Genomic DNA, 26,748 nt, shown 5'->3' with positions numbered 1-26,748 from the left:
ACCGCGCAATTTTATCCGATTCGCAGACTTCTCGCATCAAAAGAATGTAATTTCCGAAAAAAGTAGAAATACTGTCATGATCACGTAATCTTCAGTGCAATATTCTATACGGTACAGTTCATTATTTAGCCCAAATGCTTATCTTTTGGACTTTTCCACAGTTGTCCACAAAAGCTGTGGATAACTTTGTGGATTCTAAATGACTTGACAAGGTGAGCCGCCCTTATTTTAAGGCTTTTATTTAAATTGATCATTTTTTGATCAATTTATAAAAATTTAATTATCAATGACTTAAGTGTGTCAAGTTAAGCTCAATAAAAAAAAATAAATATTTTTTTTGATTATTGAATCATCAAAATGACTTGATTTTTACAAAGTAAAGAAGAAATCAGTCTATGAAGCCTTTTCATCTAATTTTTTTTTGATAAACTCTCTTTAACTGTTTGGGGACAGAATTTTTCTTCACAATAAAATGAAAAACATTACTTGGACTTTGGGGCTGTTATTAGGTGGAAGTGTGGCTATCAGTTTAGCAGCACCAAACATTTTTGCTGGCCAAACGATTTATCAATTGCGTGAAAGTAATGGCACAACGTTACTGACCAATAAACAAGGCCGCTATAGCAATCTAAAAGTTGAGAAAAAAACCTACTATCCGGACAGTAATATCCATAGTTATAGTAACTGGGGCTCAAATGAAGCGTCTGTGTTACCCAGCTATAGTAGGAATAAAAATGCCTTTGACAATATTATTAAACAAGCAGCGGCCCAACATGGTGTTTCCGAAGGTCTAATCAAAGCGGTGATGCATACCGAATCAGGCTTTAACACTAATGCTCGTTCACCTGTTGGGGCTCAAGGTTTAATGCAGCTCATGCCTGCCACAGCACGTCGCTTCAATGTAACAAATGCTTATGATCCTCATCAGAACATTATGGCTGGTGCTCGATATTTATCTTGGCTACTGAAACGTTTTAATGGCAATACGTCTCTTGCTTTAGCAGGTTATAACGCAGGTGAAGGCAATGTCGCAAAATATGGTGGTATCCCACCTTTTCGCGAAACACAAGATTATGTCCGCCGTGTCACTAGCCGCTACAACAACCTATATGCTGGTAGTTTAAGTGTATCAGGTTCGAGTAATTCCAATATCGCTTCAAATAGTGGTCGGATTATTGCCAGTTCGGATAATTATCATGCTGCTGCCCCTACGGTTGCTAAATCATCGGCACGTCAAATTATTCAAACAGACAATGGTAGTTTTACCGACGCACCTTCAGGTTCATTTGCCACAGCAAATGCGTCTGCTTCAGCGCGTATTTATTTCAATGAATAAATTCACTGATTTTGTAAAATTGCATCTGTTTTACTAATTTTTCCTTGAAATTTTAAGACTTTCACCTCATATTGAGTTTAATGATTTTTATTTGTAAATCAGATCATTTTTCTATAATAAGAGGATTTACCCAATGATGCGGATTGGTTTGTTCTTGCTGACCAACCTCGCGGTACTGGTTGTAGCTGGCATAATCTTGTCACTCTTCGGTGTCGGTAGTTACCATGGTGCAGGCGGCTTAAACTTAGGCAACTTGCTCGTAATCTGTTTTGTGTTCGGTATGGTGGGTTCAATGATCTCACTATTCATGTCAAAATGGATGGCGAAGAAAACCACGGGTACAGAGCTGATTGACCCTAATGCACCACGTAACCAAGCTGAAGCATGGTTACTTAACGAAGTTGCGCAACTAGCACAACGTTCTGGTATCAAAATGCCAGAAGTGGGTATTTTCCCATCGTACCAGTCAAATGCCTTTGCAACAGGCTGGAATAAAAATGATGCTTTAGTAGCAGTTTCTACCGGTCTACTTGAGCGTATGAACAAAGACGAGCTCCGTGCCGTACTCGCTCACGAAATTGGTCACGTAGCCAATGGTGATATGGTAACCCTTGCATTGGTGCAAGGTGTAGTCAACGCCTTTGTGATGTTCTTTGCGCGTGTAGCAGGTGACTTCATTGACCGTAATGTTTTTGGTCGTGAAGATGGTGAAGCACCGGGTATCGCATATTTTGTCATTACGATTGTATTAGATATTGTTTTTGGTATCGCAGCGTCTGCCATTGTGATGTGGTTCTCTCGCTACCGTGAATACCGTGCCGATGAAGCTGGTGCGCGTTTAGCAGGTAAACAAGCGATGATTTCTGCCCTGTTACGTTTACAAGCAGAATCTGAAATGCCAGATCAAATGCCAAAAGAAATGAAAGCCTTTGCAATTTCTGCGGGTCAAGAACAAGGTTTCAGTTTAGCTGCTTTGTTCCAAACACACCCAACGATTGAACAACGTGTTGCGGCATTACAACAATTAGATTGCCCATAATCGAGCATCTAATATATGTCGTAAAAAAGCCTCCCTATGGAGGCTTTTTTACGTCTAATTTTTTCCAAACATTTACTGTCTTATCAATAATCTTTCAGTTGAACGATCTTTCAATTGAATAGCCTCTCAGTGATCGCGTTCAAGCAACAAGGCATTTCTATCTACAATACTCCATTGGCCTTTAACCATTGCCAAAGCAATGAACCACCCATATAAATTGCAAAGATAAAGACTAATAAGAAAATCATCCCGAGTATATCTGGGATATGGATCCATATCCATGCAACCACAGGGTTGCGCCAAAAAGCAGATTGCTGTTGTTTCTGTTCTAATTTTTCATGTAAAAACGGATGTACCACATGTTGATCTGTACTGATTCGATATTCTTCACGAATGTGCGTATGTACAACATCTAAAGCTTTACGGCTCGGTCGAATAAACACATCAAAGATCGTCCCTGCAACAGGAATAAACCCCACGACAGCATCTATAACTGCGAGTTTCATCACACCATTTAATTTGGCTTGTGGTACGCCAATCTGTTTGGCTTTATAGACGGCATAACAGGTCAAGACAAATCCTGCGATATCACCAGCTACGGGAATGGTACTCAACGCTGCGTCCGCACCTACCCCCTGTCGAGTAAATGGAATCCGAACCACGGAGTCCATCATATTGGCAAACTTTGCGAGATCGCGTTCGAGACGAATGACTTCTTGCTTTGACATTTTTTGTTTTAATGGTTCAGTCATGTTTTATCCAATAAAAACCGTGTAAATCACTGAGATTAACACATATTAGAAGTCTTCAATCTCTAGCAAAATGCTAATCTCTATAAATTGAGCAATTGTGAAGCAATCATCAAATACACCACCACGCCTGTCGCATCACAAATCGAGGTTACCAAGGGTGCAGAAGCACTTGCAGGATCGAACTTTAACTTATTGAGTATGAAAGGCAAACTCATGCCAATTAAACAACCGAGCAATACGATACCCATCATACTCAGTGCCAAGACCAAGGCCACGGTTGCATCACCACGGTAGTAGCCTAAAATAGATACAGCAATGGCCATGGTTCCGCCCAGACACAGGGCAACCAAACTTTCACGTCCCAGCAAGTAAAACCAGTCCCTAAAATGTACATCGCCCGTTGCCAATGCACGCACCATCAGCGTTGCAGATTGAGAGCCGGCATTTCCACCACTGCCGACCAATAAGGGTAAGAAAAAAACCAAGACGATATGTGCGGCAATGATATCTTCATAATAGGAAATACCTAAACCGGACAATAAACTGCCAAAGACCAATATCACCAACCAAAACACCCGCTTTTGATACAACTTTAAAATCGGTGCTTTCTTAATGCTCATACCTGGTTCGGTACTCACTGCACTAGCTTTTAAAAAGTCTTCGGTAGTTTCAGCCTGTACCACATCCATCGCATCATCATAGGTGACAATCCCCATCAAACGCTTGGCATGATCCACAATCGGCAAGGCCATAAAATCATATTCAGCCAGTTTACGTGCAATACTTTCTTGGTCTTCGTCTATCCAACCAGTCACTACATCTTTGGTCATCACCTCTTGAATCCGTGCATCACGGTCGGCTTGCAAAATTTGCCGCAGTGAAATCACCCCATTTAATTGAGACTGATCATTGGTGACATAAATTAAATACAGGGTTTCACGGTCATGCGGTTCATGGCGCAAGGCCTCTATGGCTTGTTGCATGGTAAAGTCAGCAGGCATACTGACATAGTCTGAGCTCATGATTGCGCCTGCAGACTCTTCTGCATAAGCAGATAACGCCTTTAAATGCTCTTGTGTATCTTGATCAAGTTGTTGGTAAATTCGATCTTGTTCTGCATATGTTAAGCTTTTATATAAGTCCGTTGCATCATCAGAATGCATGTCATCAAATAATTCAATTTGTAGACGCAGTGGATAACGCGAAATCAGCTGTCGCTGTGACTCAAAAGGGAAAAACTCAAAAACCAAACCTTGATGCGCTAAACCTGAAAGTAACTCAATTTGATATTCAATTGGAAATTGCTGAATTAAACGGGCCTGATCAGCATAGTTCAGAGGCTGTAAAACACCAACGGCCTCTGTATAATTTTGTTGTTGCAATAAAGCGGAAATATCACGCTGTCTTTGTATTAAATCCGCCATTCAACTCACTCAAATTTTAATCTTTATTTGTTAAACACATTTTGAAGGATAAAATGAAGAGTTTCAAATCACTTCAATATGATCTCTATATCTTTAAAAGTTATCAGTGGAATTTCTTCCCCGCTAAAAAATTCTCCAGAATAAAAAACCACCGTCAAGTATCCAAGCTTTAACGGTGGATTTCTGTAGAACTAAATACTGTCTAACGGTTATTTCATAGACTCAGACACCGGTTTGATTTTAAAAATGGAACGAACCATGACATACATAAACGGAATAAAGATCAGCACCAAAACCGTACCGAATATTACCCCACCGAGTACGCTCACCCCAATCTCTTGGCGACTGGCTGCACCTGCACCAAAAGCAAGAACTAAAGGAACCACTCCCGCACCAAAAGCCAAAGAGGTCATCAAAATAGGACGTAAACGAAGTGCTGCGCCTTCCATTGCAGCTTCGATTACATGTTTGCCTTTTTCTTGTGCCATCGCTGCAAACTCTACAATCAAGATCGCGTTTTTACAGGACAAACCAATTGTTGTCAGTAGAGCAATTTGGAAATAGATGTCATTTGGAAAACCGGCCATGTAGCTAAACAAAATATTACCGCCTATCCCAAGTGGAATCGCACTCATGACTGCAGTTGGAATACTCCAACTTTCATATAGGGCAGCAAGACAGAGGAAAATAAATCCAATCGAGACTAAATATAGCCAAAACGCTTGATGACTTGATTTTTGCTCTTCAAAGGATAACCCACTCCATGCCACGTCCACACCCGGCACTTGATCAACTAAAGCTTTAACATCCTGCATGGCTTGTCCACTTGAGACATTTTTGGCTGTATCCGCTTCCATTTGTAATGCGGTATAGCCCATGAAACGGTTAACAACTTCTGGACCACCACTCCAACCAATGGTTGAAAAATTACTAAATGGAATCATTTCATTTTGGTCATTACGTACATGCCAATAAGCTAAATCTTCTGGTTTAGAACGGAATTCGGCATCTGCCTGCATCATGACGCGTTTAATGCGCCCACGGTCGATAAAATCGTTGATATAGCTACCGCTCCATGCGCTACTCATGGTGCTATTAATCGCATTTTGAGTTAACCCCAAGGCCATTGCTTGTTTTTGATCAATATCCACTTTTAGTTCAGCTTTGTCTGGGTTAGAGCGTTTGTCTAAATTTTCGAAACTGCTGAATTGTGAAGATTTTTCTTGCAAGCTTTTAAATTGCGCATCGAGATAAGCACGGCCTTCACCATTCATATCTCGTAGCCAAAATTCCAGACCATCGGTTTGCCCAAGGCCACTGACAGAGGACGGCATGCTGACATTGATTTGTGCATTGTTAAATTTTTTAAAATGTTTCATAGCACGTTCACGAATCGCTTGCGCTGAATTTTGTTGTCCTGAACGTTCATCCCAATGCTTCAGTGCAATAAAGCCTTGCCCTAAGTTTTGACCCGTACCAGAAAAATTTCGTCCATAACGAATCATCACCAAATCAACATTTTGCTTTTCTTCAGTTAAAAAGTACTGCCGAATTTGTTCACCGACCTCACGACTTTTCGACATCGGTGCACCTTCTTGTAATTTAAGTTGCACACTCAAAATACCTTGGTCTTCACTAGGAATAAAACTGGTCGGCAAAGCACGATAAAACAAAGCAAATACCGTAATGAGCCCCGCAAACAAAACCACCGTCCATAAGCGATAACGAACCGTGGCTTGTGCAAGTGCTAGATATTTGGTTTTTAAAATCTCTAATTTGGCATTAAACCAAATCGCCCAGCGCTGTGGTTTCGGATTTGGTTTTAAAATTAAGGCACATAATGCAGGAGTTAAAATCAGCGCAACCATCAGTGACAAGCCCATGGCAGCCACAAGTGTGATGGAAAATTGTCTATAGATCACGCCCGTTGAGCCACCAAAGAACGCCATAGGAATAAATACAGCGGTTAATACCAAAGTAATCCCGATTAATGCCCCACTAATTTCATGCATCGACTCTATAGCCGCTTGTTTTGCTGTTAACTGTTGTTCATGCATTAAACGTTCGACGTTTTCCACCACAACAATCGCATCATCGACCAACAGACCGATGGCCAGTACCAATGCAAACAATGTGAGCGTATTAATGGTCATGCCCAAAGCATATAAAATCGCTAAAGTCCCAAGAATCACCACAGGCACCGTAATCGCAGGAATCAGCGTTGCTCGCCAATTTTGTAAGAAGATAAACATCACCAAAACTACCAATAAAACGGCTTCGAATAATGTTTTCACCACTTCTTTAATCGATTCTTGTACAAATGGCGTGTTATCCCGTGGATAAACAATTTTATAACCGGCAGGTAATTGCTTCGCTAACTGTTCAATTTCTTGCTTAATTAAGGCTGAGGTTTCAAGTGCATTTGCCCCAGAAGCCAATGAGATCCCCATCCCTGAAGATGGATACCCGTTAATGGTATTCACCCCTGAATAATTTTCCGCACCCAATTCAACACGTGCAACGTCTTTTAAATAGACAAAACTGCCGTCTCGTGCAGATTTGACAATAATATTTTCAAATTCTTCAACTGACTTTAAACGTGAACCTGAAGTGACTTTTGCATTGAGATATTGATCCGATACACTCGGCAATTCACCAACTGCGCCGGCTGCAACCTGCGTATTTTGTGATTCAACAGCCGCACGGATATCACTGGGCATAAGGCTATATTGCTTTAACTTCAGTGGGTTGAGCCAAATGCGCATGGCAAATTGCGAACCAAAAACATCGACTTCACCAATACCCTCAATTCGAGCAATGTCCTGTTCTAGATGAGTCATCATATAGTCACCAAGTTCGATATTCGAACTCTTGCCAGTCTCATCATAGAGGCCGATAACCATATGGGTATCACCCAAAGATTTGTAGACATTTACCCCTTGGCGCTGCACATCTTCAGGCAGCCGATTGATTACTCCATTTATGGCATTTTGTACTTGTACTTGAGCGGTATCTGGGTCAGTGCCATTTTCAAAACTGATGCTGATCCGGCTTCGACCTGAAGAGTCGCTGCTTGAACTAAAATATAAAAGATGATCAATTCCTTTAATTTGTTGCTCAAGAACTTGTGTGACACTTTCCTCGACTGTTTCTGCTGACGCACCGCTATAACTTGCACTGACCGTAATTCGTGGTGGTGCAATATCTGGATAGCGCTCTACCGGTAAATTGAGCACAGCAAATAGCCCAAGCGCCATGATGATGATCGCCAAGACACCTGCAAAAATCGGTCGATAAATAAAAAACTTAGACAGCATCAGTCCATGTCACTTTTCAATTAATAAAATATGTTGATTGATTTTTTCAAAAAATCTTATTGATAATCAATCACAATGTGCTTGATTACAAGCTTAGACTACATAAAAACCTTGCTTGAAGCGAAATATGTAGAAAATATGGAGAGCCTCCACTTCAGCTATTTTAGTAAATTTATGTGACAAAACCGCTTCTGTCATCAAGTCTTAGCCACTGCCCTGCAATGTATGCCTGCAACATCATTCATTTATATAAAAAGATGCAGAGGCAGCCATGCAAAAACAATTAACAAAACAGTTAAATCTAGCCATAACTAGCAAAGTGAAATCCTCATGGGGCGTGTCTTCACTGCTCCTTTTTAGCGTTTTTGGTTTATCTGCATGTAATTCGGATGACGATAAAACCCATGTCACCAAGCCCCCTATTTTGCCTGATACAGGTTTTGTCATTGTTGGGCATCGTGGTGCCAGTGCTTTGCGACCTGAGCATACTCTTGCCGCATATCAAAAAGCGATTGATGATGGTGCGGATTTTATCGAACCCGATTTAGTGCCAACCAAGGATGGCTATCTGGTTGCGCGCCATGAAAGTGAAATTTCAGGGACAACCAATATTAGTACGCTGTCACAATTTGCGGATCGAAAAACCACCAAAAAAATCGATGGTATCGACTATACAGGATGGTTTACGGAAGACTTTAATTTGAATGAACTGACTCAAAATGTAAAAGCACGTGAGCGTATTGCTCAATATCGCCCTAATAACACTCAATATAATGATCAATACAGCATCCCAACGCTCGAACAAATCATTGAACTTGCCGACGCTCACTATAAAAAAACTGGGAAAATTGTTGGTTTATATATTGAAACCAAGCACCCAACATTTTTCCAACAGCAAAATCTAGCCATGGAAGATCGCTTACTCACAACGCTTGCCAAATACGGTTATACACGTGATATCGCACCTGTATATTTACAATCCTTTGAAACCACCAATCTGAAGTACTTACGTGATCAACTCACGCAAAAGAAAACCCTCAAACATGGCAAAATTATTCAATTATTAGATAGCCCAACTGCCATACCGGGTGACTTACAGCAACAAAGCTCACCTCAAAATTATGCAAGTTTAGCCACTGCAGAAGGCCTAAAATCAGTGGCAAAATATGCAGATGGTGTGGGTCCTAGTAAAACGTATATCTTTTCAAACACTGAGTTTAAACAAACCAGTTTTGTCAAAGATGCCCATGCTGCTGGTTTGAAAGTCCATCCTTATACGCTCAGACCTGAAAATGGTTTTTTACCTGACTATTTAAAATGTAGCTCAGTGGCAACCGAACGTTGTGATACCGGTGCGGCTAAAGAATTTGAAAACTTCTATAAAGCTGGTGTAGATGGTGTATTTGCAGATGATCCGGGACTGGCACGCAAAACCTTAACACAACTGCAAAAGCCCTAGTTTTCCTAAAATGAAAAAAGACGCCGAGGCGTCTTTTTTATTGTTCAATGGAAACCTTAAAGCGGGTTTGCCAAATATTCTGCGGCTGACTGCGTTGCCACTGGCTGAGGTGCTGGAGCTGTCGGAGCTGTCGGAGCTGTCGGAGCTGTCGGAGCTGTCGGAGCTGTCGGAGCTGTCGGAGCTGTCGGAGCTGTCGGAGCTGTCGGAGCTGTCGGAGCTGTCGGAGCTGTCGGAGCTGTCGGAGCTGTCGGAGCTGTCGGAGCTGTCGGAGCTGTCGGAGCTAAATTTAGCGGGTTCCAACTGAACTGACCATCATTCATTTCACTAATTTTACCAATACCCGGAAATGGTAAATGTGCAAATGCAACGAAGGTTTGCTCTTGAGCAAAACGTTTAAAAATTGCTAAACGAGTTTCACTGGCTTTGACCGGATCGACATCAAAATCAACAGATAACTTGGGTTGTTCAAACTGTAAATGATACGAATGAACCACATCCCCGAGGATAGCAAAACTTTTAGCTTGCGACTTTAAGATAAAAGAATAATGCCCTGGTGTATGCCCAACACTCGGTAGTACTTCTAAGCCATTAATCACCGAACCAACGCTAAAGGTCTTAAAACTTCGCATAGTTTGATAAGGCGCAATCGCAGCTTTAATTTTTGCAACGGTCGCTAAATAACCTTCACGTTTTTCAGCAGCCAAAGTGTCGACGGTATTTTCACTTAACCAATACTGACTTTCTTGCTCATTGACGTAGACCGTTGCATTTGGAAACACAGCCTTACCTTGTTTCGCAATGCCACATGCATGATCAGGATGTAAATGGGTTAAGAAAACACTGCGTACGCGATTAAGCTTATAGCCAGCTGCTTCAATATTTTGTGCAATAGAACCTAAGTTCGGACCAAAACAACTGGCTGCACCACTATCGACAAGACTGATGCCGCCTTGTCCATCATCAATCAGGTAGGCATTGACACTGGTTTGTATGCCTTTGCTCTGATCAACCGCAAGCTTTTGGAATAAAGCACTGACTTCTTCTGGAGTTAAATTTTGTTTAAATAAATCAGGACTTAATTCGAGTGTCCCATCTTTTAAAGCAATGACTTTATATGCACCCACTTGGAAAGGATAAAATCCCATGGGCTGTGTCACATTCGTTTTGATTTCCGTTTGAATAACTGCCGGCTCTGCACAGACAAACTGGCTGGTTAAAAGTGTTGCTGCAAGCACAGCAAAACTAAAGTTTTTCATTGTTGACCTATATCACTTTTATTATTTCATGCAATGAAGCAAATGCTTCAAAATTAAAAATTTTAAACGTCTGTATTGTGCCTGAAATTCAGGCAAATTTTAAGTCTCATACTGGATAAACATAGCACTAACTTGATACAGGCACATGTAAATCATCCTAAACTTTTAGGCCTAATAAAATAAAAGCTGAATGCAAGAAAACTTTAAGCTTGGCATGCTATATTTTCGCCAGTTTTTAAATCTATACGTCTGTACAGTACTATGAGTGAAATTTCCCCGTTTAAAGGTAAATCTGGACTTAAACGAATTTTTAATGCAACACAATATTCCCTCGACGGATTCAAAGCTGCTTATCAAAATGAAGCTGCATTTCGACAAATTGTCTGGATGAATATTGTGCTTATTCCCACCAGTTGCTTACTCGATGTGAGTCGTGTTGAACATGTCCTTATGGTAGTGGTGTGTTTATTTGCCTTAATTGTTGAGTTATTCAATTCTGCTATTGAAGCCGTGGTCGACCGGGTATCTTTAGACAAGCATCCACTTTCTAAAATTGCCAAAGATATGGGAAGTGCAGCTCAATTTGTTGCTTTAGCAATTATTTTTTTTACTTGGTTAATTATCCTTTTGCCTTAAATAAAGGGTGTCTCATTATATTTGCAGGGTTATGCCCTGCTTTTTTATATCGACACACTTCAAGAAATGGATTTAAGAAGATTTTAAAGCCATAAAAAAACCCAGCTTTCGCTGGGCTTTTTTTCGAATCAGTTCAATGCTTAGTGAGCAGCGAATTGGTTCATTGTGTTTTTCGCATCGTCACCCGCTTTAAGCGCGTTGTCACCAGCGAAGATTTCTTTGTGGTCATCACCGATGTCTGAACCAGCCATTGCTTGGTGTTTCACACATGCAATACCACCGCGGATTTCTTTACGTTGTACGCCTGCAACATAAGCCAACATACCTTCAGAACCGAAGTAACCTTGAGCAAGTTCATGTGTAGAAAGTGCAGCTGTGTGGTAAGTCGGAAGTGTAATTAAGTGATGGAACACACCCGCTTCACGAGAAGCATCTGCTTGGAATGTACGAACTTTTTCGTCAGCTTCAGCAGCTAATTCAGAGTTATCGTACTCAGCGCTCATTAATTTAGCGCGGTCGTATGCAGATACGTCTTTACCTTCAGCAACCCAACGATCGTACGCTTGTTGACGGAAGTTTAATGTCCAGTTGAATGATGGAGAGTTGTTATAAACAAGTTTCGCATTTGGAACAACTTCACGTACACGGTTAACCATGTGAGCAATTTCTTCAACGTTTGGAGTCGCAGTTTCGATCCAAAGAAGGTCAGCACCATTTTGAAGGCTAGATACACAGTCAAGTACAACGCGGTCGATTTGCGTGTCTGGACGGAACTGGTACAAGCCAGAAGCAAGACGTTTTGGACGGTGAAGTTTACCGTTACGCTTGATTAGGATTTCGTCTTCTTGAGCTTCTGAAATGTCAATTTCAGTTGTGTCTAAATAGCTGATGTATTGAGAAGCGATGTCGCCTGGCTCTTTAACCACTGGGATTTTTTGAGTCAAGTCAGCGCCTTCAGAGTCAGTACGAGCAACGATGATACCGTCATCAAGACCCATTTCTAAGAATGCATAGCGAAGAGCGTGGATTTTCGCGATGAAGTCTTCGTGTGGAACTGTAACTTTACCAGCTTGGTGACCACATTGTTTAGCGTCAGATACTTGGTTTTCGATTTGTAGTGCACAAGCACCCGCTTCGATCATTTTCTTAGCTAGTAAGTAAGTCGCTTCTTCGTTACCGAAACCAGCGTCGATGTCCGCAATAATTGGCACAACGTGAGTTTGGAAGTTGTCGATTTGAGCAGTGATTTCTGCAGCTTTAGCAGTATCACCTGCTTCGTTTGCTTTTTTAAGCGCACGGAATAAGTCGTTTAATTCTTTCGCATCAGCTTGGCGAAGGAAAGTGTAGATTTCTTCGATCAATGCAGGAACTGAAGTTTTTTCGTGCATAGATTGGTCAGGAAGTGGACCGAATTCTGAACGAAGAGCTGCAACCATCCAACCAGAAAGGTAGATATAACGACGTTCAGTTGTACCGAAGTATTTTTTGTTCGCAATCATTTTTTGTTGTGCGATAAAACCGTGCCAGCAACCTAATGATTGAGTGTATTTGCTAGAATCAGCATCATAAGCAGCCATATCACGACGCATAATTGCAGCTGTATATTTCGCAATGTCTAAACCAGTTTTGAAACGGTTTTGCATTTGCATACGTGCAGCATCTTCTGGGCTAATATCGCGCCAAGTGCTTCCGAATTTTGCTTTTAATTCACGGATTGCATCAATCGCTGTTAAGTATGTAGACATGATATGTTCCTGTAATAATATTAGGATTTTTCTGCAACGTAAGGCTAAAATCATACCCTCGAATGATTGTTCAGATTTAGAACACTTCGTTGCGATAGACACAGAGTAGATTGACTAAAAAAATTAATCCAATATTCTGCATTAATTTTCAGTATTTATTTAAAAAATATGTAGATTAAAGTCGTATTATAATAATTAATCAACATTTATAGGTATTTGTTTTTAAATGTTTTTATTAATATATTTTGCTAATTTTTTTGTCTATTTTTCAAACATTTTGATGAATTATTCTTCATTAGACTTAAGTCGACTGAGCATTCACTTTTAAAAAAAACAGCATTTTTTACGCCATTTTTGCCCAAACTTACCAAACTAAATGCATGGTTATTCCGTCCTCAAATGATCATGTAAATGAGATATTTCATCTTACTTTTGAGTTTTATGAACATCACTTCGCATAATCAAAATTGCTCCGTATTTTTATTATATTTATTTAAAAATATCGGTCTAAAAAGGTAATAAGTATTTAAGAAATATGCGCTGGGACTTCAACAAATTTGTCTTAAAACTGCCGAATTTTAGTACAAAAGTACACGTCATTTTTTCATCCATTTTTTACACAAGCCTTAGTAGTTATGGCATAATCAGATAAATTTCATGATTTTATTGTCGGTATTTATTTTATGAATCTGGAGCGGGTCGATCTCAATCTATTAATTTATCTTGATGTACTTCTTCGTGAAAAAAATGTGACTCGTGCTGCCGAGCAACTGGGTGTAACTCAGCCCGCGATGAGTAATATTTTACGTCGTCTACGCAACTTATTTAATGATCCACTTCTTATTCGTTCTTCAGAAGGTATGACACCTACAGAACGTGCGCTTGAATTACAGCCACGTATCCGTGATGCACTTTCTGACCTTTCGATGATTTTGGAACCCCGTACCGAGTTCCGCCCTTACACCTCAAATCGTGTCTTCCGCATCATGACTTCAGATTATGCTGAAGCAACACTGGTGCCGCGCCTAGTAAAAGCTTTGCGCTCAGAAGCACCCAATGTGGTTCTCGATTTTTTAACGCCTAGTGATGTGTCTTATCGAGATATGGAACAAGGTAAAGTCGACTTGGCGATTAACCGCTTTAATGAAATTCCGCAAAGTTTCCACCAAGTTTTGGTTTGGCGTGACAGTTTTTCATGCCTTTTAAATGCCAAGCATCCTGCTGCAAATAATTTAAACCTGAAGAGCTATCTAGATGCACAACACATTTGGGTATCTAAAACAGGTATGGGTGTCGGTTTTGGTGTCAATCCTGAAAAACAAGCGGGTCTAGGTTGGATTGATCAGGCTCTAGAACGTATTGGCCAAAAACGTAAAATTTCAGTTTTTACTCGTCATTATCAAATGCCTGGCTTATTGGCCTCGAATGTTGATTTGGTTGCGACTCTGCCAAGCCGTATCGCTCGCCTTCAAGCCAAAAGTCAAAACCTATTACTTCGCGATCCACCATTCTATATTCCTGAATTTGAATTAAAAATGGCTTGGTGTCCATTACTTCATCATCACCCTGCTCATCGCTGGTTACGTCAACTTATATTGTATGTTGCACGTCAAATGATTGAAGAAGAAAACCGCGAATACTTAATGAATAACTCTCAGTTTTCACAGTATCAGTAATTAATTCTTTAATTCCTTATTAATTCAAACGTATACTGTCACTATATAGGTAGTAGTTAAGACTACTACCTTGCCCATTTTTGTGTTAGAAATACAGAAAAATAGAATGAATCACAAACAGGTGTATTCGTGAGCCTTTTCCAAAATATAGTCATTATTATTCTCCTGATCGTCGGTGCGGGTTTTCTTTCATTAACAGAAATTGCCCTTGCGGGTGCACGAAAAGTAAAACTTAAAATTTTGGCTGAATCTGGAGATTCACGTGCACAACGTGTGCTTGACTTACAAGCCAACTCAGCAGACTTTTTCGCTGCATCGCAAATTGGCTTAAATGCCGTGGCAATTCTTGGCGGTATTTTGGGTGAGGGTGCATTTCGTCCTTATTTCATTAGCTTAGTCACTCGTTTTTATCAGGGCCCGTGGACTGAAACTATCGGTTTCACCCTGTCGTTTACTTTAGTCACATCCTTATTCATTCTATTTGCTGATTTGATGCCAAAACGTTTGGCGATGATCGCACCTGAAAAAATTGCCGTTGCTGTTGTTGACCCGATTCAAATCTTTATTAAGGTGTGTAAGCCAATGGCGTGGGTGATTAATGCCATTGCCAATTTGTTGTTTCGTTTATTCAAAGTGAATACAACACGTGATGACAATATTACCTTTGACGACATTTCAGCCGTGATGGATGCCGGTGCTCAAGCTGGTGTACTACAAAAGCAAGAACACCACTTTATTGAAAACGTATTTGAGCTGGAAGAACGTAACGTCCCTTCAAGTATGACTACACGTGAAAACGTGGTGTACTTTACCCTCAAAGAATCAGAAGCCAGTATTCGTCAAAAACTCGCTGAATTTCCATATTCGAAGTTTTTGGTCTGTAGTGAAAATATTGATGACGTGATTGGCTATGTGGATGCCAAAGATATTTTGGTTCGTATCCTCAACAATCAGTCACTTCTACAGCTCAATGAAAATACTATTCGTAATGTCCTCACGATTCCAGATACATTAACACTGTCTGAATTACTCGATCGCTTTCGTTCAACCAAAGAAAAATTTGCCGTAGTAATTAACGAATACGCGTTAGTTGTCGGCGTTATTACCCTCTCCGACATTATGATTACCGTGATGGGTGACTGGGTAACACCGATTGAAGCAGAACAACAAATTATTAAACGTGATGCAGATTCTTGGCTTATCGATGGCAGTACACCAATTGAAGATTTAAAGCATGCCCTCGCTTTAGATGAAATGCCCGATGAAGAAAACTATGAAACCCTTGCGGGCTTTATGATGTTTAAACTGCGTAAAATTCCACGTCCAGCTGACTTTGTTGCTTATCATGGCTACAAATTTGAAGTTGTGGATGTAGACCACTTTAAAATTGACCAATTATTAGTGACCCGCTTACAACAGGCTGAAACTGAACTTGATACAACAGAAGAATCGGATTAATTCGATTCTTCTTTTTTCTAAAACAATAAAATATAAATCCGATGGAATACGAAGATGTCTTTTTCACTTAAAGCTATTTTGACTTGCTTTAGTTTTTATACTGGGGCTTATCTAATCTATTATTTTTTCAAAGCTCATCCACAACCTTTATTTCTATTGCTCGGTGTTGCACTGATCGTCACTGCTTGGTTTTTAACGCCTTATCCTTATGAACGTGGCAGACAACAATATGACGAAACCATGCGTTTTGGTCTGTTCTTTTATAATCCCTTAATTTTTTGGTTCCGATTTTTTAGTTGGCCGATTCGGACGCTACTGTCTATTTTTGCTTAAGCGCACTTATTGTGATCAAACTGGATCTAAACGCACTTACAGTTCTCTACAGATGTTGAATATATGTAAACAGACCACTTTTTTGAATAAAAATTAAAATAAATCAAAAAATCCCGCTTCCCTAATACCTTCATTATTAATGACTATTTTTCATCAAAATAGTGATGTATTTCACATTTTCTCACCTTTGTTTTGACTGATGAAATTTCTCTTTATGCTCTGCCCTTGGATTTAAAAACAGCTTTATATTTCAAAGGAATGAACCATGTTAACCGTACTCGGTTTGGGCATGATCTTGTGCTTTATGTATTTGATCATGTCGAAACGCTTAAGCCCACTTGTCGCACTGACTTTAATTCCCTTACTTTTTGCCTTGATTGCGTGGTTACATGGTTTTTATTTTGACAGCTTGTCACACATACAAATAAATGAAATTGGCGACATGATGATTGAAGGTGTAAAAAAACTTGCACCGACTGGCATCATGCTGCTTTTTGCGATTCTGTATTTTGCCATCATGATTGATACAGGTTTGTTCGACCCTTCGGTGAAATTTATTTTAAAAATGGTCAAAGGTGATCCCTTAAAAGTCGTTCTTGGAACCATTACCCTGACGTTAATTGTCTCTTTGGATGGAGATGGTTCTACAACCTATATGATCTGTGTTGCTGCCATGCTGCCACTCTATAAGCGCTTAGGTATGAGCCCATTGATTATGGCATGTTTGATTATGCTCTCTAGCGGCATTATGAACCTTACGCCATGGGGTGGGCCTACAGCCCGCGCCGCCAGCGCACTTCATGTCGACCCAAGTGATGTATTTGTTCCGATGGTTTTACCGATGTTATTTGCCATCGGCTGGTTGTACTTCTTAGGAACGATGTATGGTCGCATGGAAAGAAAGCGTCTAGGAATTGTCCAATTGGATATCAGCCATGGTGAAAACATTCAAATCTCAGATAATCCAGAAGCCAACCGCGCAGATCTACGTTGGTTTAATGCACTGTTAACCGTCGTTCTGATGATTTGTCTGGTTTTTAGTATTTTACCCATGCCTATTTTATTCATGGTGGCTTTGTGTATTGCACTAGTCGTCAACTACAAAAATGTCGACTTGCAGAAAAAGTTAATCGCACATCATGCAGGTAGTGCTTTAAACGTGGTCGGCATCATTTTTGCTGCAGGTATTTTTACCGGAATTTTAGCTGGAACAGGCATGGTAGAAGCCATGTCAAAAGAGCTTGTGGCGATTATCCCTCAAAGTATGGGTCCGTATTTAGTACCAATCACCGCTGTGATCAGTATGCCGATGACTTTCTTTATGTCAAATGATGCTTTCTATTTTGGGGTTTTGCCGATTCTTTCCGATGCTGCCGCTCATTATGGAATTGCACCTGTAGAAATGGCACGTGCCTCCATCGTAGGGCAACCTGTACACCTACTCTCTCCGCTTGTCCCATCGACCTATTTACTCTGTGGACTTGCAGGTATCGAGTTTGGACAACATCAGAAATTTACCATTATCTGGGCTGTAATCACGTGTTTTGTCATGTTAGCAGCAGGCCTGATCTTTGGGATGTTTCCGTTTTATTCGAGCTTAACTTAAAATTTTAAAGATAAAAAAGCACCATCAGGTGCTTTTTTATGCTTAACAATAGAACTAGCCAGTGCTTTACACTCACAGGTTCATTTGTAGCGATTAATGCTTTGAAATTAATGCTTCTAGAACTGCTTCATAATGAATACGAATGTCATCTTCTAAAATTTTATAGACATTGTCGAATTGCACCATTGGCCATCCTTCTTTCCAAAATGGGAAAATATTATGCAGGTCATGAGTCACCGTTGCGTCTTCACGTACAATTGCTTGTGCAACTTGTGACAATACTTGTGCAGTTTCAGCACCATCAATCGCTAAATAATCGATACCACGAACTTTCAAAATACGGATACGGTCTTTCTTATAGCGAATTTTTTTACTTTGGCCTTCATTTAAGCCTAAAGCCAGAGTCACAGCTTCAACAAATTTATCTTCAAATGCTTGATTTAATTTCACCAAAGCTTGTTTGTGTGCTTCTTGACGACCAGCTTTTCCCCCACTACGAATCACTTCATTTGCTTCAGTATTTAAAACATCTGATTTCATCGACTGAAGAATGTCTAGAATTTCGATATCGCTTAATGTTTCAGGAGAGTGATCAGTCATAAACTGCCTATAAAAACTTAATATTCAATAAGTATGTATTTTCGCATAAAAGTAGCTTGAAAACTGCGACCTTCGCTATAGAAATTGCGTTTTCTCTTATAATGTTCAGATATACAACATGATTTAGAAAAAAATTCTGTCAAAAATATCGAAATCAACTATATTACTTTCACGCTTTAATACTAACGTCACAATATGGCTCAAAAGAAACAGGCTGCACTTTACCTTCAACAACTGAAACAGCAATATCCAGCAGCCTTTAAACATAATTATTTATTTTATAGCCAACTGAAAACTCAAGGCATTTTAGACGAACTCAAAGAACTTATTCCTTGGGTTTTGGCGGCGATGATTTTTATTTCTTTGAGCATGAGTATTGGTCATGCAGTGCAACTGTATTTTCCTGATATGAGTGAGTTTCGAGCTCATGGTATTGCTGTACTGAGTATTATGCTGTTTTTCATGCTGGTTGTACCCTTAGTCATCAAGCAAATCAAGCACAGTTCAATGTCACTGTATCAAAGTTTGAAGAATACGCCGTTCAGACTTGCGATTGTAATTTTATTACAGTTACTCAATATCGCCTTTTTACAAAGCACCTTTGTTCAATCTGTATTGTTCTTTTTCGCCATGAGTTTCGGCTTTGTGCGTTTTTATAAAGAAAATCTATTCAAAGGTGGAAGTAACACCCAAGAATACTATTTTCTGCAAGAGACACGTCGTATTGCTTATTGGTCGTATAAACAAATACTTAAAGCCAAATTTCGTTTGACACTCAGCAATCCAAATCAAGCAAATCATAAACAGTTATCTGAGCGCTTTACCCATTTCCAAAATTTACACATACAAATGCTGCACCAGGAAAATCAGCTGTGTAAAAAGCTAAAGCACCAAAATGTTGAACATTATCTTGATGAGCTAATGAAATAAGTTAGCATTGATATAGTGCAAAAAAACTTTCAATTACTGCTCAAAAAATCATTCAATACATAACTATTTTTGAATATTTTCAACTTATATGCATGAATTGATTGATTTTAAAACAAACACCATCAAATACACTTGCCAAGCTTCATTTCGTCCTCTATTATTGCGCACATGCCCGAGTGGTGAAATCGGTAGACACAGGGGATTTAAAATCCCCCGCCCACAAAGCGTGCCAGTTCGAGTCTGGCCTCGGGCACCATTCTTATACTTCTAAGATTGGTGCAATAAAAGATCCAGCAATTTGCTGGTTTTTTTATGCCTAAAATTTATAAATCTATTATTATTCAATGCCAATACCTTCAGATTTTGATTTCCCTGCACTACAACTCAAGCATCCCGATGCCTTTTATCAACGGTTGCTGTTTGCGCATTTTAAAATCATCAATCTCACGCCCATTGCACCCGTTTTAATCTTTAGCTTTTGTCTGATACTTTTAATCTCTCTTGGCAGCGCTGTACTTGGGCATATACTTTCAACGGCACTTTCAATTCACGACCCAAAAATGGCGTTTAATCTTGGTTTACTGATTATTCTTCCATGCATCTATTGCTATGTTTGGTATGCACATTATCAAGCTCGTTTTAGCAGTAAGTCCGCAGTTCAACGTCTGCAAATACAGCTGTATCTCCTTGGGGGATTCACACTTCTCCTTGCTATAAACTTTAAGTATCTACAAACAGATGTATTAAACCTCATCAGTCTCTGTGGACTTTTTTTCAGTCTGTTTTTATGTGTATTTACTGAATTATTTTATAAACCTGAAAGCAGCGCCATTGAACGGGTAAAACTACAAAAGCTTCGCCAACTGGCATATTGGTCTTATCAACAATCCTTAAAACAAAAAGAGCATCAAACGTATTTCTACGCCCTACATTTACAAGCCATGCATGAAGAACAAAAACTATCAGCATCGATCAAATCATCATTTAAAGATTTTTTAGACAATGCTCAATGACTTTTTTAAATCCCTAAACACAAAAAAGCCCTGTCACTACAGGGCTTTTTTTAAAGTTCAATTACCATTCTCGGTTAGCAACCAACTCTTCCATTTCAATATCCATATGGCCTTCATCTTGCAGCACCATCATCATGGCTTCTGCAATATAATCTGCAGCCGTATCATCCAAAGACGAATCTAAATCTTCAAATTGAGGTTTCATCTTATTGAGCTGTGCAACCGTTTCATTGGCAAAATGGTAGATATCAGTTGAACTTAAATCTGCTTTTGCAATTTTCTTCGCAAATTGAACAACCAATAACTTCACCTCTGCAACCAACACATCTGGGTAATATTCATCATCAAACATGGGTAGCAGTAAATCTGCAAACATACGAAACTCTATCACAAAACATTCAGGGCGCTTATATAACACAAATACTACAATTCACCAAATTTATTGGGATTTAGTATTTTCAAATCAGTCTGCATTCTGCATGGCTTGCCAAACACGTATCGCATCTACTGTTGCTTTGACGTCATGTGCGCGAACCATACATGCACCTTGTTGAATGCTGAGTAGATGCGCTGCAACCGAGCCTACAGCGCGATTTTGTGCATCTGCACCGCCAAGTGCTTCACCGATAAAACGCTTACGAGATAATGCCGACAGGATCGGATAGCCCATGTCATTCAATTGATAGAATTGCTGTAAAAGCTTTAAGTTTTGCTGCGCATTTTTAGCAAAACCAAAACCCGGATCAATTATAATGTTTTCTGCACGCACACCTGCATCTAATGCATCTTGCACACGTTGCTTTAATTCATCGATTACATCAGCCACGACATCTTGATACTGATCTAGATTATTCATCGTGGTAGGTTCGCCACGCATATGCATAATGATCACTGGAATATCCAGTTTTGCAGCGGTTTCTAAGGCATTCGGCCGAGTTAATGCACGTACATCATTCCAGATATGCGCACCTGCCTGAACCGCTGCCTCAATCACCTCAGGCTGTGAGGTATCGATAGAAATCACTACATTGTGTTTAGATAAGGCTTCAACGACGGGTACGACCCGTCGAATTTCTTCTTCAACCTCAACAACAGATGCACCCGGACGTGTTGACTCACCACCGACATCAATCACTGTCGCGCCATCCACTATCATTTGTAAGGCATGTGCTATAGCTTGGTCTTTACCATTGTGTTTGCCACCATCACTGAAAGAGTCCGGTGTGACATTTAAAATTCCCATCACATGTGGCTCTGACAAATCTAATTGCAAATTACCACAGTTTAAAATTTTATTAGGCAAAGACACCAACTTCATAGTACACATCCCAGATTTTGCTGCGCTTATTTTAACGCTAAGTTTGCTCAGCATTTCGTTCACATGCATTTATTTTCATATAAAAAAACCACCCGAAGGTGGTTTTAAATTTTTATGCTTTTGGCAATGACGGTAATGGTGGTGGAACATCTGGACCATCCGTTGGTGTGACATCAATCACTGGATTCTCAGCGATGTACACTTTTGGTGGTTGAGGTTCACGTCCTTCCATAATGTCACGGATTTGATCACGATCAATGGTTTCCCATTCAAGCAATGCTTTCACCATGGCATGTGCGATATCTTTGTTATTTTCAAGAATATCGCGTGCAACTTTATATTGTTCATCTAAAATGCGGCGAACTTCACGGTCAACTTCAAGCTGCGTTGCTTCAGAAATCACACGACTTCCTAAACCACCCATGAATGACTGCTGTGAATCATCTTCGTAAACCATGACGCCCATTTTATCGGACATACCGTATTTAGTAACCATTGCTCGTGCCATTTTCGTTGCACGTTCAAAGTCATTTGAAGCACCAGTCGACATTTGGTTAATGAAGACTTCTTCTGCAATACGACCACCAAACAAAATTGAAAGTTCATTCAACATTTTGTCTTTGTAATGGCTGGTTTGGTCATGTTCAGGCAACTGCCAAGTCACACCCAGTGCCCAACCACGCGGCATAATTGTCACTTTATGCACAGGGTCTGTACCCGGCAATATTTCAGCAACAATTGCATGACCTGCTTCATGATAAGCCGTCGCACGACGTTCTTCTTCGCGAATCACCATCGATTTACGTTCAGGACCCATGTAAAGCTTATCTTTTGCATCTTCAAAGTCATGCATATCGACCGTATTCTTGTTACGACGTGCAGCAAACAGTGCCGCTTCGTTTACAAGGTTAGCCAACTGTGCACCCGAGAAGCCCGGTGTACCACGTGCTAAGACTTTGACATCTACACCAGTCACAGAAGGTAATTTTTTCAAATGTACATTCAGGATTTGCTCACGACCTTTAATATCCGGTAGAGATACCATCACTTGACGGTCAAAACGACCTGGACGAAGTAAAGCTTTATCCAATACGTCAGCACGGTTTGTTGCAGCAATGACGATAATACCTTCGTTGCCTTCAAAACCATCCATTTCAACCAACATTTGGTTTAATGTTTGCTCACGCTCATCATTACCACCGCCTGTACCTGAACCACGGTGACGACCAACGGCATCGATCTCATCGATGAAAATGATACATGGCGCATGACGCTTTGCTTGTTCAAACATGTCACGGACACGGGACGCACCCACACCCACGAACATTTCAACAAAGTCAGAACCCGAAATACTAAAGAAAGGTACTTTTGCTTCACCCGCAATCGCTTTAGCAAGTAAAGTTTTACCCGTACCCGGAGGACCAACCATGAGCACGCCTTTCGGAATGCTTGCACCAAGTCGTTTGAACTTAGATGGATCTTTTAGGAAGTCAACGATTTCAACAACTTCTTGTTTAGCTTCATCACAGCCCGCAACATCAGTAAATGTCACTTTGATTTGGTCTTCAGACAGCATTTTTGCTTTTGACTTACCAAAACTCATTGGGCCATTCTTACCACCAGCTCCACCACCCATGTTGCGCATAAAGAACATGAATAACAGAATGATTAAAAGAACAGGGAAACTTGCAATCAGAAGTTGCATCAAAATACTTTGACGCTGTGGCGCTGTACCTTCAACAACAACATTGTTCTTGATCAGGTTCGGCATAAGTTCAGGATCTTGAACCGCAGGACGGATACTTTCAAACTCTGAACCGTTTGATTTTTCGCCACGAATTCTTTCGCCATCAATGGTGACTTGTTTAATCTGACCCGCATTTACGGCTGCCACGAACTCAGAATAGTTCATCGCGGTCGGTTGATTGCGGTCACTGACGTTGCTGAAGATTAAAACCAGCACGCCTAGGATAACCAGCCACAACACGGCATTCTTAAAAAGATCGCTCAAAGCTTTATTCCCATTTCTATCTAATTCGTTCAATCCCACTTACATGGGTGACTCTAATACTTACGCTGCAGAGTAGCTTCGCAATAATTTAAAAACGTACAAAATGCACAATTTTTAACGAGTTGGCAAGTAAACTTTACTTGAAAGCTTTCTTACGTCCCTGCCCGATTAAAAACACTTCTTTAGATCGAGCACGTGAAGCCGCCGGTTTTGCTGTTTTCAGCACATCAAATGTGTCTACAACTTGCTTACGGTATTCATCAAATCCAATACCTTGGAACACTTTAACAACAAACTGTCCATTTGGTCCAAGAACCTTTTGAGCAAAGTCGATTGCTAATTCACAAAGATAGATCTGACGCGGTTGATCTACAGCCTTATTACCTGATGTATTGGGGGCCATATCTGAAATTACAACGTCTACAGTACGTCCATCTAAAATTTTTAACAATTCATCGAACACTTCTTGTTCACGAAAGTCACCTTGCAAGAAGGTCACATCGGGTAAAGCATCCATTGGTAAAATATCAGAAGCAATAACCAAACCTTTGTCGCCAACAAGTTTACCGGCAATTTGCGACCAACTACCTGGTGCAGCACCTAAGTCGACAACGGTCATGCCTGGCTTGATCAATTTGTATTTTTCTTGAATTTCAAGCAATTTATAAGCGGCACGCGCACGATATCCTTCCTTTTGTGCTTTTTTCACAAAGGGGTCATCAAGATGCTCACGCATCCAGTCACGACTACTTTTGGATAATTTCTGGTTAGTAATGCGGGTAGCCATAACTCTCTAAATAAAAAAAACTTCTCAGTCTTGATTGTACGTGAAATTCAGCACTTTTGCAGTAGACATGTGTATCTAAAAAGCATCTTAAATCATATTTTTTTCAATAATCTTCATCGAGAAAATGCCGATTAAATACAGCGCTTCAACTTTGATTTTGCTATACTAGGTCGTTTTTAAAATTAGGTTATATTTATGGCGGCTTTATCTATTCAAGAACGTAAACGCTTACGTCAAATTGGTCACACCCTAAACCCAGTTGTAATGGTTGCGGACAAAGGCTTATCAGAAAGCGTTGTTGAAGAATTAAACCGTGCGTTAAACGACCATGAGTTAATTAAAGTGAAAGTGGTGGCAGAAGACCGTGAAGCTCGTGCTGCAATGATTACTGAAATTGCGACTGTTTCAGGTTCTGAAGTTGTTCAAACGATTGGTAAGATTGCTTTGATTTACCGCAAAGCGGCAAAACAAAATGCAAAACTGTCTAACCTTGTTCGCTACGCACACCTGTCTAACTAAGCATTTATGGCAAGTTTCGAACTCAGCGCTTTTGATCGTCGCTTTCAGGCTGTATCAGTCGTTGGTGCTATCGAACAACAAAGCCCATATACTTTAAATGTGGGTTATTGGATTCGAGACCCAAACCAACTGATTCAATGGCCAGAATTGGTATCAGCTCACCCACGAATCGATTTTTTGTGGGAACAGACCTGCTTAGAAGTTTTTATTGGTGTACGCAATGAAGACTTTTATCGTGAAATCAACCTCTCCCCTTCACAAGCTTGGCAGGTTTACCAGTTTGAAGAATATCGCTATCCAGAAGATATGCCGCCACAAGCTGCTTACGATATCGAACTGAATCAGTTGAAACGGACGCACTATGGCTTAAATGTCAGTCTTGATCTGACAGAATTTATGCTGAAGTACAAACTTAAATGGGAAGATCTCTATATCGGTCTAACTGCAGTACTGAAAACCTCTCAAGGTGAACAGTACTATGCCATGCAGCATAGTAGTCCAAATGCTGACTTTCACAACAAACGTGATTGGCTACATCAGTTCTAAACTTTTTAATGTTTTGATCTTCAATAAAAAGCAAAAGTACGATCTTTTGCTTTTTTTATTGCCTGCTTATTTTTAAATAAGTGCTTTGTACTTAAATGTACTATTCACAATAAGGGAGCCATTAATGGCTCCCTTATGCATATATAGCGTTAACTTTAAGTTTAATTCGCTCTCACCCAATCCAGCTCCCTGGAATGACTAGACTTAGCTTAAGCGCTTTAAAATTCATGTCATTCACAATTAACTTTTAAGATCTGTGGTTTGATCCGTAACTTCAGCTTTCACTGGTGAAATTTTTTTCCACGCTTCCAAAGTATGTTCCTTAGAACGCTTAAATGTTTCTGTTAGATGATCTTTGTGTTTTCCTGAAATTTGGGTCACATCTTCTTTCAGCTCTTTTCCAAGTTTTGAAAGATCATCAATAACCGTATTAAACTCAGTTTTCACAAATTCTTTGAGTTCACTAAAATCTTTTTGCGATGAACCAAATTGAACTTTTAGCTGATCAAGTTTATTCAACACATCTTGCTTCAACTGACGCAATTGATCTTGCACACTGGCATTCAACTGCTTTGCCTCTGCTCCGATCTTTTCTTTGCTTTCAGTGACCGCTTCTGTGGCTTGGACACTCGCTTCTTTTGCAACTTGTTCAAGCTTTTCAGCACCTTCGATAACGACTTCTTTCAGGGAGGATTTAGCCGCTGTTTGTTTTTGTTGTGTTGCCATGACTTTGTACCTATAGTTTTTGCTGACCGAACCACAATAGCGCTTATTGATAAATTTTAATTTATGATTTGTCTGACAATAATTAATTGCTTACATTTTTCTACGATTTTGCAAAACCAAACTTTATTCTAAAATGCAAGCGCTTTATCTGCTTTATTCCTAATATTTACGATGGACTTTCAGTGGCTTTCTGCGTATAATGCCGTGTTAAGTTCAAGCGAGCAGATGTAAGGAGGGTAGGTTTTTAAGCAACCTTCCTTT

At 40.0% G+C, this 26,748-nt stretch carries 22 protein-coding genes, 1 tRNA gene and 2 pseudogenes; 13 read left to right on the top strand and 12 right to left on the bottom strand.

Translation table 11 applies throughout. The features are described from left to right. Positions 1–472 precede the first annotated feature (472 nt). Together LXF01_RS04860 and htpX are read left to right on the top strand one after the other, a co-directional pair. A complete protein-coding gene (locus LXF01_RS04860; RefSeq protein WP_180023271.1) occupies positions 473–1,336 on the top strand; it encodes a lytic transglycosylase domain-containing protein in 864 nt (287 codons plus the stop codon). 133 nt (positions 1,337–1,469) lie between these two features. Beyond that, complete coding sequence (gene htpX, locus LXF01_RS04855; RefSeq protein WP_078192146.1) at positions 1,470–2,375, top strand: protease HtpX; 906 nt, start codon at positions 1,470–1,472, stop codon at positions 2,373–2,375. A gap of 161 nt (positions 2,376–2,536) precedes the next feature. Here the strand turns inward: htpX and LXF01_RS04850 are convergent, their stop codons facing one another. From LXF01_RS04850 to LXF01_RS04840, 3 genes are all read right to left on the bottom strand, one after another. After that, positions 2,537–3,127 carry a DUF4112 domain-containing protein gene (locus LXF01_RS04850; RefSeq protein WP_233945099.1) on the bottom strand — a complete coding sequence of 197 codons (591 nt, stop codon included), beginning with the start codon at positions 3,125–3,127 and terminating at the stop codon, positions 2,537–2,539. Positions 3,128–3,207: 80 nt separating this feature from the next. Beyond that, positions 3,208–4,551 (bottom strand): magnesium transporter, encoded by a 1,344-nt coding sequence (gene mgtE, locus LXF01_RS04845; protein ID WP_180171255.1) that lies wholly within the window; start codon positions 4,549–4,551, stop codon positions 3,208–3,210. Positions 4,552–4,760: 209 nt separating this feature from the next. Beyond that, a complete protein-coding gene (locus LXF01_RS04840; RefSeq protein ID WP_233945098.1) occupies positions 4,761–7,868 on the bottom strand; it encodes a multidrug efflux RND transporter permease subunit in 3,108 nt (1,035 codons plus the stop codon). A 271-nt stretch (positions 7,869–8,139) separates the two neighbouring features. Here LXF01_RS04840 and LXF01_RS04835 point away from each other — a divergent pair, with 271 nt between their 5' ends. Next, a complete protein-coding gene (locus LXF01_RS04835) occupies positions 8,140–9,327 on the top strand; it encodes a glycerophosphodiester phosphodiesterase (protein ID WP_233945097.1) in 1,188 nt (395 codons plus the stop codon). 56 nt (positions 9,328–9,383) lie between these two features. On the opposite strand, the pseudogene LXF01_RS04830 reads toward LXF01_RS04835, so the two are convergent. Both LXF01_RS04830 and LXF01_RS04825 read right to left on the bottom strand, forming a co-directional pair. After that, a pseudogene (locus LXF01_RS04830) lies at positions 9,384–9,602 on the bottom strand (hypothetical protein); the annotation flags it as partial. Positions 9,603–9,692: 90 nt separating this feature from the next. After that, positions 9,693–10,472, bottom strand: a pseudogene (locus LXF01_RS04825) (MBL fold metallo-hydrolase); the annotation flags it as partial. A gap of 372 nt (positions 10,473–10,844) precedes the next feature. Between LXF01_RS04825 and LXF01_RS04820 the strand changes: the two are divergent. After that, positions 10,845–11,219 (top strand): diacylglycerol kinase, encoded by a 375-nt coding sequence (locus LXF01_RS04820; RefSeq protein ID WP_078192151.1) that lies wholly within the window; start codon positions 10,845–10,847, stop codon positions 11,217–11,219. A gap of 140 nt (positions 11,220–11,359) precedes the next feature. Here the strand turns inward: LXF01_RS04820 and LXF01_RS04815 are convergent, their stop codons facing one another. Continuing rightward, positions 11,360–12,964, bottom strand: a complete 1,605-nt coding sequence (locus LXF01_RS04815) for an isocitrate lyase (RefSeq protein WP_078192152.1) — start codon at positions 12,962–12,964, stop codon at positions 11,360–11,362. A gap of 683 nt (positions 12,965–13,647) precedes the next feature. On the opposite strand from LXF01_RS04815, the gene LXF01_RS04810 reads away from it, so the two are divergent. The 4 genes from LXF01_RS04810 to LXF01_RS04795 all read left to right on the top strand — a co-directional run bounded on the left by LXF01_RS04810 (position 13,648) and on the right by LXF01_RS04795 (position 18,037). Next, positions 13,648–14,640, top strand: coding sequence for a LysR family transcriptional regulator (locus tag LXF01_RS04810; RefSeq protein WP_078191331.1), 993 nt, complete (start codon positions 13,648–13,650; stop codon positions 14,638–14,640). A 129-nt stretch (positions 14,641–14,769) separates the two neighbouring features. Beyond that, positions 14,770–16,098 carry a hemolysin family protein gene (locus LXF01_RS04805; protein ID WP_233945096.1) on the top strand — a complete coding sequence of 443 codons (1,329 nt, stop codon included), beginning with the start codon at positions 14,770–14,772 and terminating at the stop codon, positions 16,096–16,098. 54 nt (positions 16,099–16,152) lie between these two features. After that, the gene (locus LXF01_RS04800) at positions 16,153–16,431 is read left to right on the top strand and encodes a hypothetical protein (protein WP_078191333.1); all 279 of its coding nucleotides are present in this window, start codon (positions 16,153–16,155) and stop codon (positions 16,429–16,431) included. A 265-nt stretch (positions 16,432–16,696) separates the two neighbouring features. Then, positions 16,697–18,037, top strand: a complete 1,341-nt coding sequence (locus LXF01_RS04795; RefSeq protein ID WP_233945095.1) for a CitMHS family transporter — start codon at positions 16,697–16,699, stop codon at positions 18,035–18,037. 93 nt (positions 18,038–18,130) lie between these two features. On the opposite strand, the gene LXF01_RS04790 is transcribed toward LXF01_RS04795, so the two are convergent. Then, on the bottom strand, positions 18,131–18,637 hold the full coding sequence (locus LXF01_RS04790; RefSeq protein ID WP_078191335.1) for a hypothetical protein: 507 nt from the start codon (positions 18,635–18,637) through the stop codon (positions 18,131–18,133). Between the two features lie 195 nt (positions 18,638–18,832). Between LXF01_RS04790 and LXF01_RS04785 the strand changes: the two genes are divergently transcribed. The 3 genes from LXF01_RS04785 (at position 18,833) to LXF01_RS04775 (ending at position 20,580) form a co-directional block, all read left to right on the top strand. After that, positions 18,833–19,567: a hypothetical protein gene (locus LXF01_RS04785; protein WP_233945094.1), complete on the top strand. Its 735-nt coding sequence runs from the start codon at positions 18,833–18,835 to the stop codon at positions 19,565–19,567. Between the two features lie 170 nt (positions 19,568–19,737). Then, positions 19,738–19,823 (top strand) — tRNA-Leu (locus tag LXF01_RS04780). Between the two features lie 88 nt (positions 19,824–19,911). Further along, entirely contained in the window at positions 19,912–20,580 is a 669-nt protein-coding gene (locus tag LXF01_RS04775) for a hypothetical protein (protein WP_233945093.1), read from the top strand. 61 nt (positions 20,581–20,641) lie between these two features. On the opposite strand, the gene LXF01_RS04770 is transcribed toward LXF01_RS04775, so the two are convergent. The 4 genes from LXF01_RS04770 to rlmE all read right to left on the bottom strand — a co-directional run bounded on the left by LXF01_RS04770 (position 20,642) and on the right by rlmE (position 24,696). After that, positions 20,642–20,956 carry a DUF5713 family protein gene (locus tag LXF01_RS04770; protein ID WP_078191338.1) on the bottom strand — a complete coding sequence of 105 codons (315 nt, stop codon included), beginning with the start codon at positions 20,954–20,956 and terminating at the stop codon, positions 20,642–20,644. A gap of 87 nt (positions 20,957–21,043) precedes the next feature. Next, a complete protein-coding gene (gene folP, locus LXF01_RS04765) occupies positions 21,044–21,898 on the bottom strand; it encodes a dihydropteroate synthase (RefSeq protein ID WP_218954978.1) in 855 nt (284 codons plus the stop codon). A 112-nt stretch (positions 21,899–22,010) separates the two neighbouring features. Next, positions 22,011–23,909 (bottom strand): ATP-dependent zinc metalloprotease FtsH, encoded by a 1,899-nt coding sequence (gene ftsH, locus LXF01_RS04760; RefSeq protein ID WP_078191443.1) that lies wholly within the window; start codon positions 23,907–23,909, stop codon positions 22,011–22,013. A gap of 136 nt (positions 23,910–24,045) precedes the next feature. After that, on the bottom strand, positions 24,046–24,696 hold the full coding sequence (gene rlmE / locus LXF01_RS04755; protein ID WP_078191339.1) for a 23S rRNA (uridine(2552)-2'-O)-methyltransferase RlmE: 651 nt from the start codon (positions 24,694–24,696) through the stop codon (positions 24,046–24,048). A 195-nt stretch (positions 24,697–24,891) separates the two neighbouring features. On the opposite strand from rlmE, the gene LXF01_RS04750 reads away from it, so the two are divergent. After that, complete coding sequence (locus LXF01_RS04750) at positions 24,892–25,215, top strand: YhbY family RNA-binding protein (protein ID WP_078191340.1); 324 nt, start codon at positions 24,892–24,894, stop codon at positions 25,213–25,215. Between the two features lie 6 nt (positions 25,216–25,221). Beyond that, positions 25,222–25,761, top strand: a complete 540-nt coding sequence (locus LXF01_RS04745; protein WP_180083791.1) for a DOMON-like domain-containing protein — start codon at positions 25,222–25,224, stop codon at positions 25,759–25,761. A gap of 240 nt (positions 25,762–26,001) precedes the next feature. Here the strand turns inward: LXF01_RS04745 and LXF01_RS04740 are convergent, their stop codons facing one another. Next, the gene (locus LXF01_RS04740) at positions 26,002–26,487 is read right to left on the bottom strand and encodes a hypothetical protein (protein WP_078192161.1); all 486 of its coding nucleotides are present in this window, start codon (positions 26,485–26,487) and stop codon (positions 26,002–26,004) included. Positions 26,488–26,748: the final 261 nt, after the last annotated feature.

The sequence above is a fragment of the Acinetobacter sp. SH20PTE14 genome (assembly GCF_021391555.1).
Classification (GTDB): Bacteria; Pseudomonadota; Gammaproteobacteria; order Pseudomonadales; family Moraxellaceae; genus Acinetobacter; species Acinetobacter amyesii.
This window is presented reverse-complemented; position numbering and strand designations above follow the sequence as displayed.

Bases quoted from the DNA above. Each gene is read 5' to 3' on its own strand.
- LXF01_RS04790 (WP_078191335.1), bottom strand. From the start codon at position 18,637: ATGACTGATCACTCTCCTGAAACATTAAGCGATATCGAAATTCTAGAC.
- LXF01_RS04775 (WP_233945093.1), top strand. From the start codon at position 19,912: ATGCCAATACCTTCAGATTTTGATTTCCCTGCACTACAACTCAAGCAT.
- LXF01_RS04785 (WP_233945094.1), top strand. From the start codon at position 18,833: ATGGCTCAAAAGAAACAGGCTGCACTTTACCTTCAACAACTGAAACAG.
- folP (WP_218954978.1), bottom strand. From the start codon at position 21,898: ATGAAGTTGGTGTCTTTGCCTAATAAAATTTTAAACTGTGGTAATTTG.
- LXF01_RS04840 (WP_233945098.1), bottom strand. From the start codon at position 7,868: ATGCTGTCTAAGTTTTTTATTTATCGACCGATTTTTGCAGGTGTCTTG.
- LXF01_RS04835 (WP_233945097.1), top strand. From the start codon at position 8,140: ATGCAAAAACAATTAACAAAACAGTTAAATCTAGCCATAACTAGCAAA.
- LXF01_RS04795 (WP_233945095.1), top strand. From the start codon at position 16,697: ATGTTAACCGTACTCGGTTTGGGCATGATCTTGTGCTTTATGTATTTG.
- LXF01_RS04810 (WP_078191331.1), top strand. From the start codon at position 13,648: ATGAATCTGGAGCGGGTCGATCTCAATCTATTAATTTATCTTGATGTA.
- htpX (WP_078192146.1), top strand. From the start codon at position 1,470: ATGATGCGGATTGGTTTGTTCTTGCTGACCAACCTCGCGGTACTGGTT.
- LXF01_RS04800 (WP_078191333.1), top strand. From the start codon at position 16,153: ATGTCTTTTTCACTTAAAGCTATTTTGACTTGCTTTAGTTTTTATACT.
- LXF01_RS04860 (WP_180023271.1), top strand. From the start codon at position 473: ATGAAAAACATTACTTGGACTTTGGGGCTGTTATTAGGTGGAAGTGTG.
- LXF01_RS04745 (WP_180083791.1), top strand. From the start codon at position 25,222: ATGGCAAGTTTCGAACTCAGCGCTTTTGATCGTCGCTTTCAGGCTGTA.
- mgtE (WP_180171255.1), bottom strand. From the start codon at position 4,551: ATGGCGGATTTAATACAAAGACAGCGTGATATTTCCGCTTTATTGCAA.
- LXF01_RS04850 (WP_233945099.1), bottom strand. From the start codon at position 3,127: ATGACTGAACCATTAAAACAAAAAATGTCAAAGCAAGAAGTCATTCGT.
- LXF01_RS04750 (WP_078191340.1), top strand. From the start codon at position 24,892: ATGGCGGCTTTATCTATTCAAGAACGTAAACGCTTACGTCAAATTGGT.
- rlmE (WP_078191339.1), bottom strand. From the start codon at position 24,696: ATGGCTACCCGCATTACTAACCAGAAATTATCCAAAAGTAGTCGTGAC.
- LXF01_RS04740 (WP_078192161.1), bottom strand. From the start codon at position 26,487: ATGGCAACACAACAAAAACAAACAGCGGCTAAATCCTCCCTGAAAGAA.
- LXF01_RS04815 (WP_078192152.1), bottom strand. From the start codon at position 12,964: ATGTCTACATACTTAACAGCGATTGATGCAATCCGTGAATTAAAAGCA.
- LXF01_RS04770 (WP_078191338.1), bottom strand. From the start codon at position 20,956: ATGTTTGCAGATTTACTGCTACCCATGTTTGATGATGAATATTACCCA.
- LXF01_RS04820 (WP_078192151.1), top strand. From the start codon at position 10,845: ATGAGTGAAATTTCCCCGTTTAAAGGTAAATCTGGACTTAAACGAATT.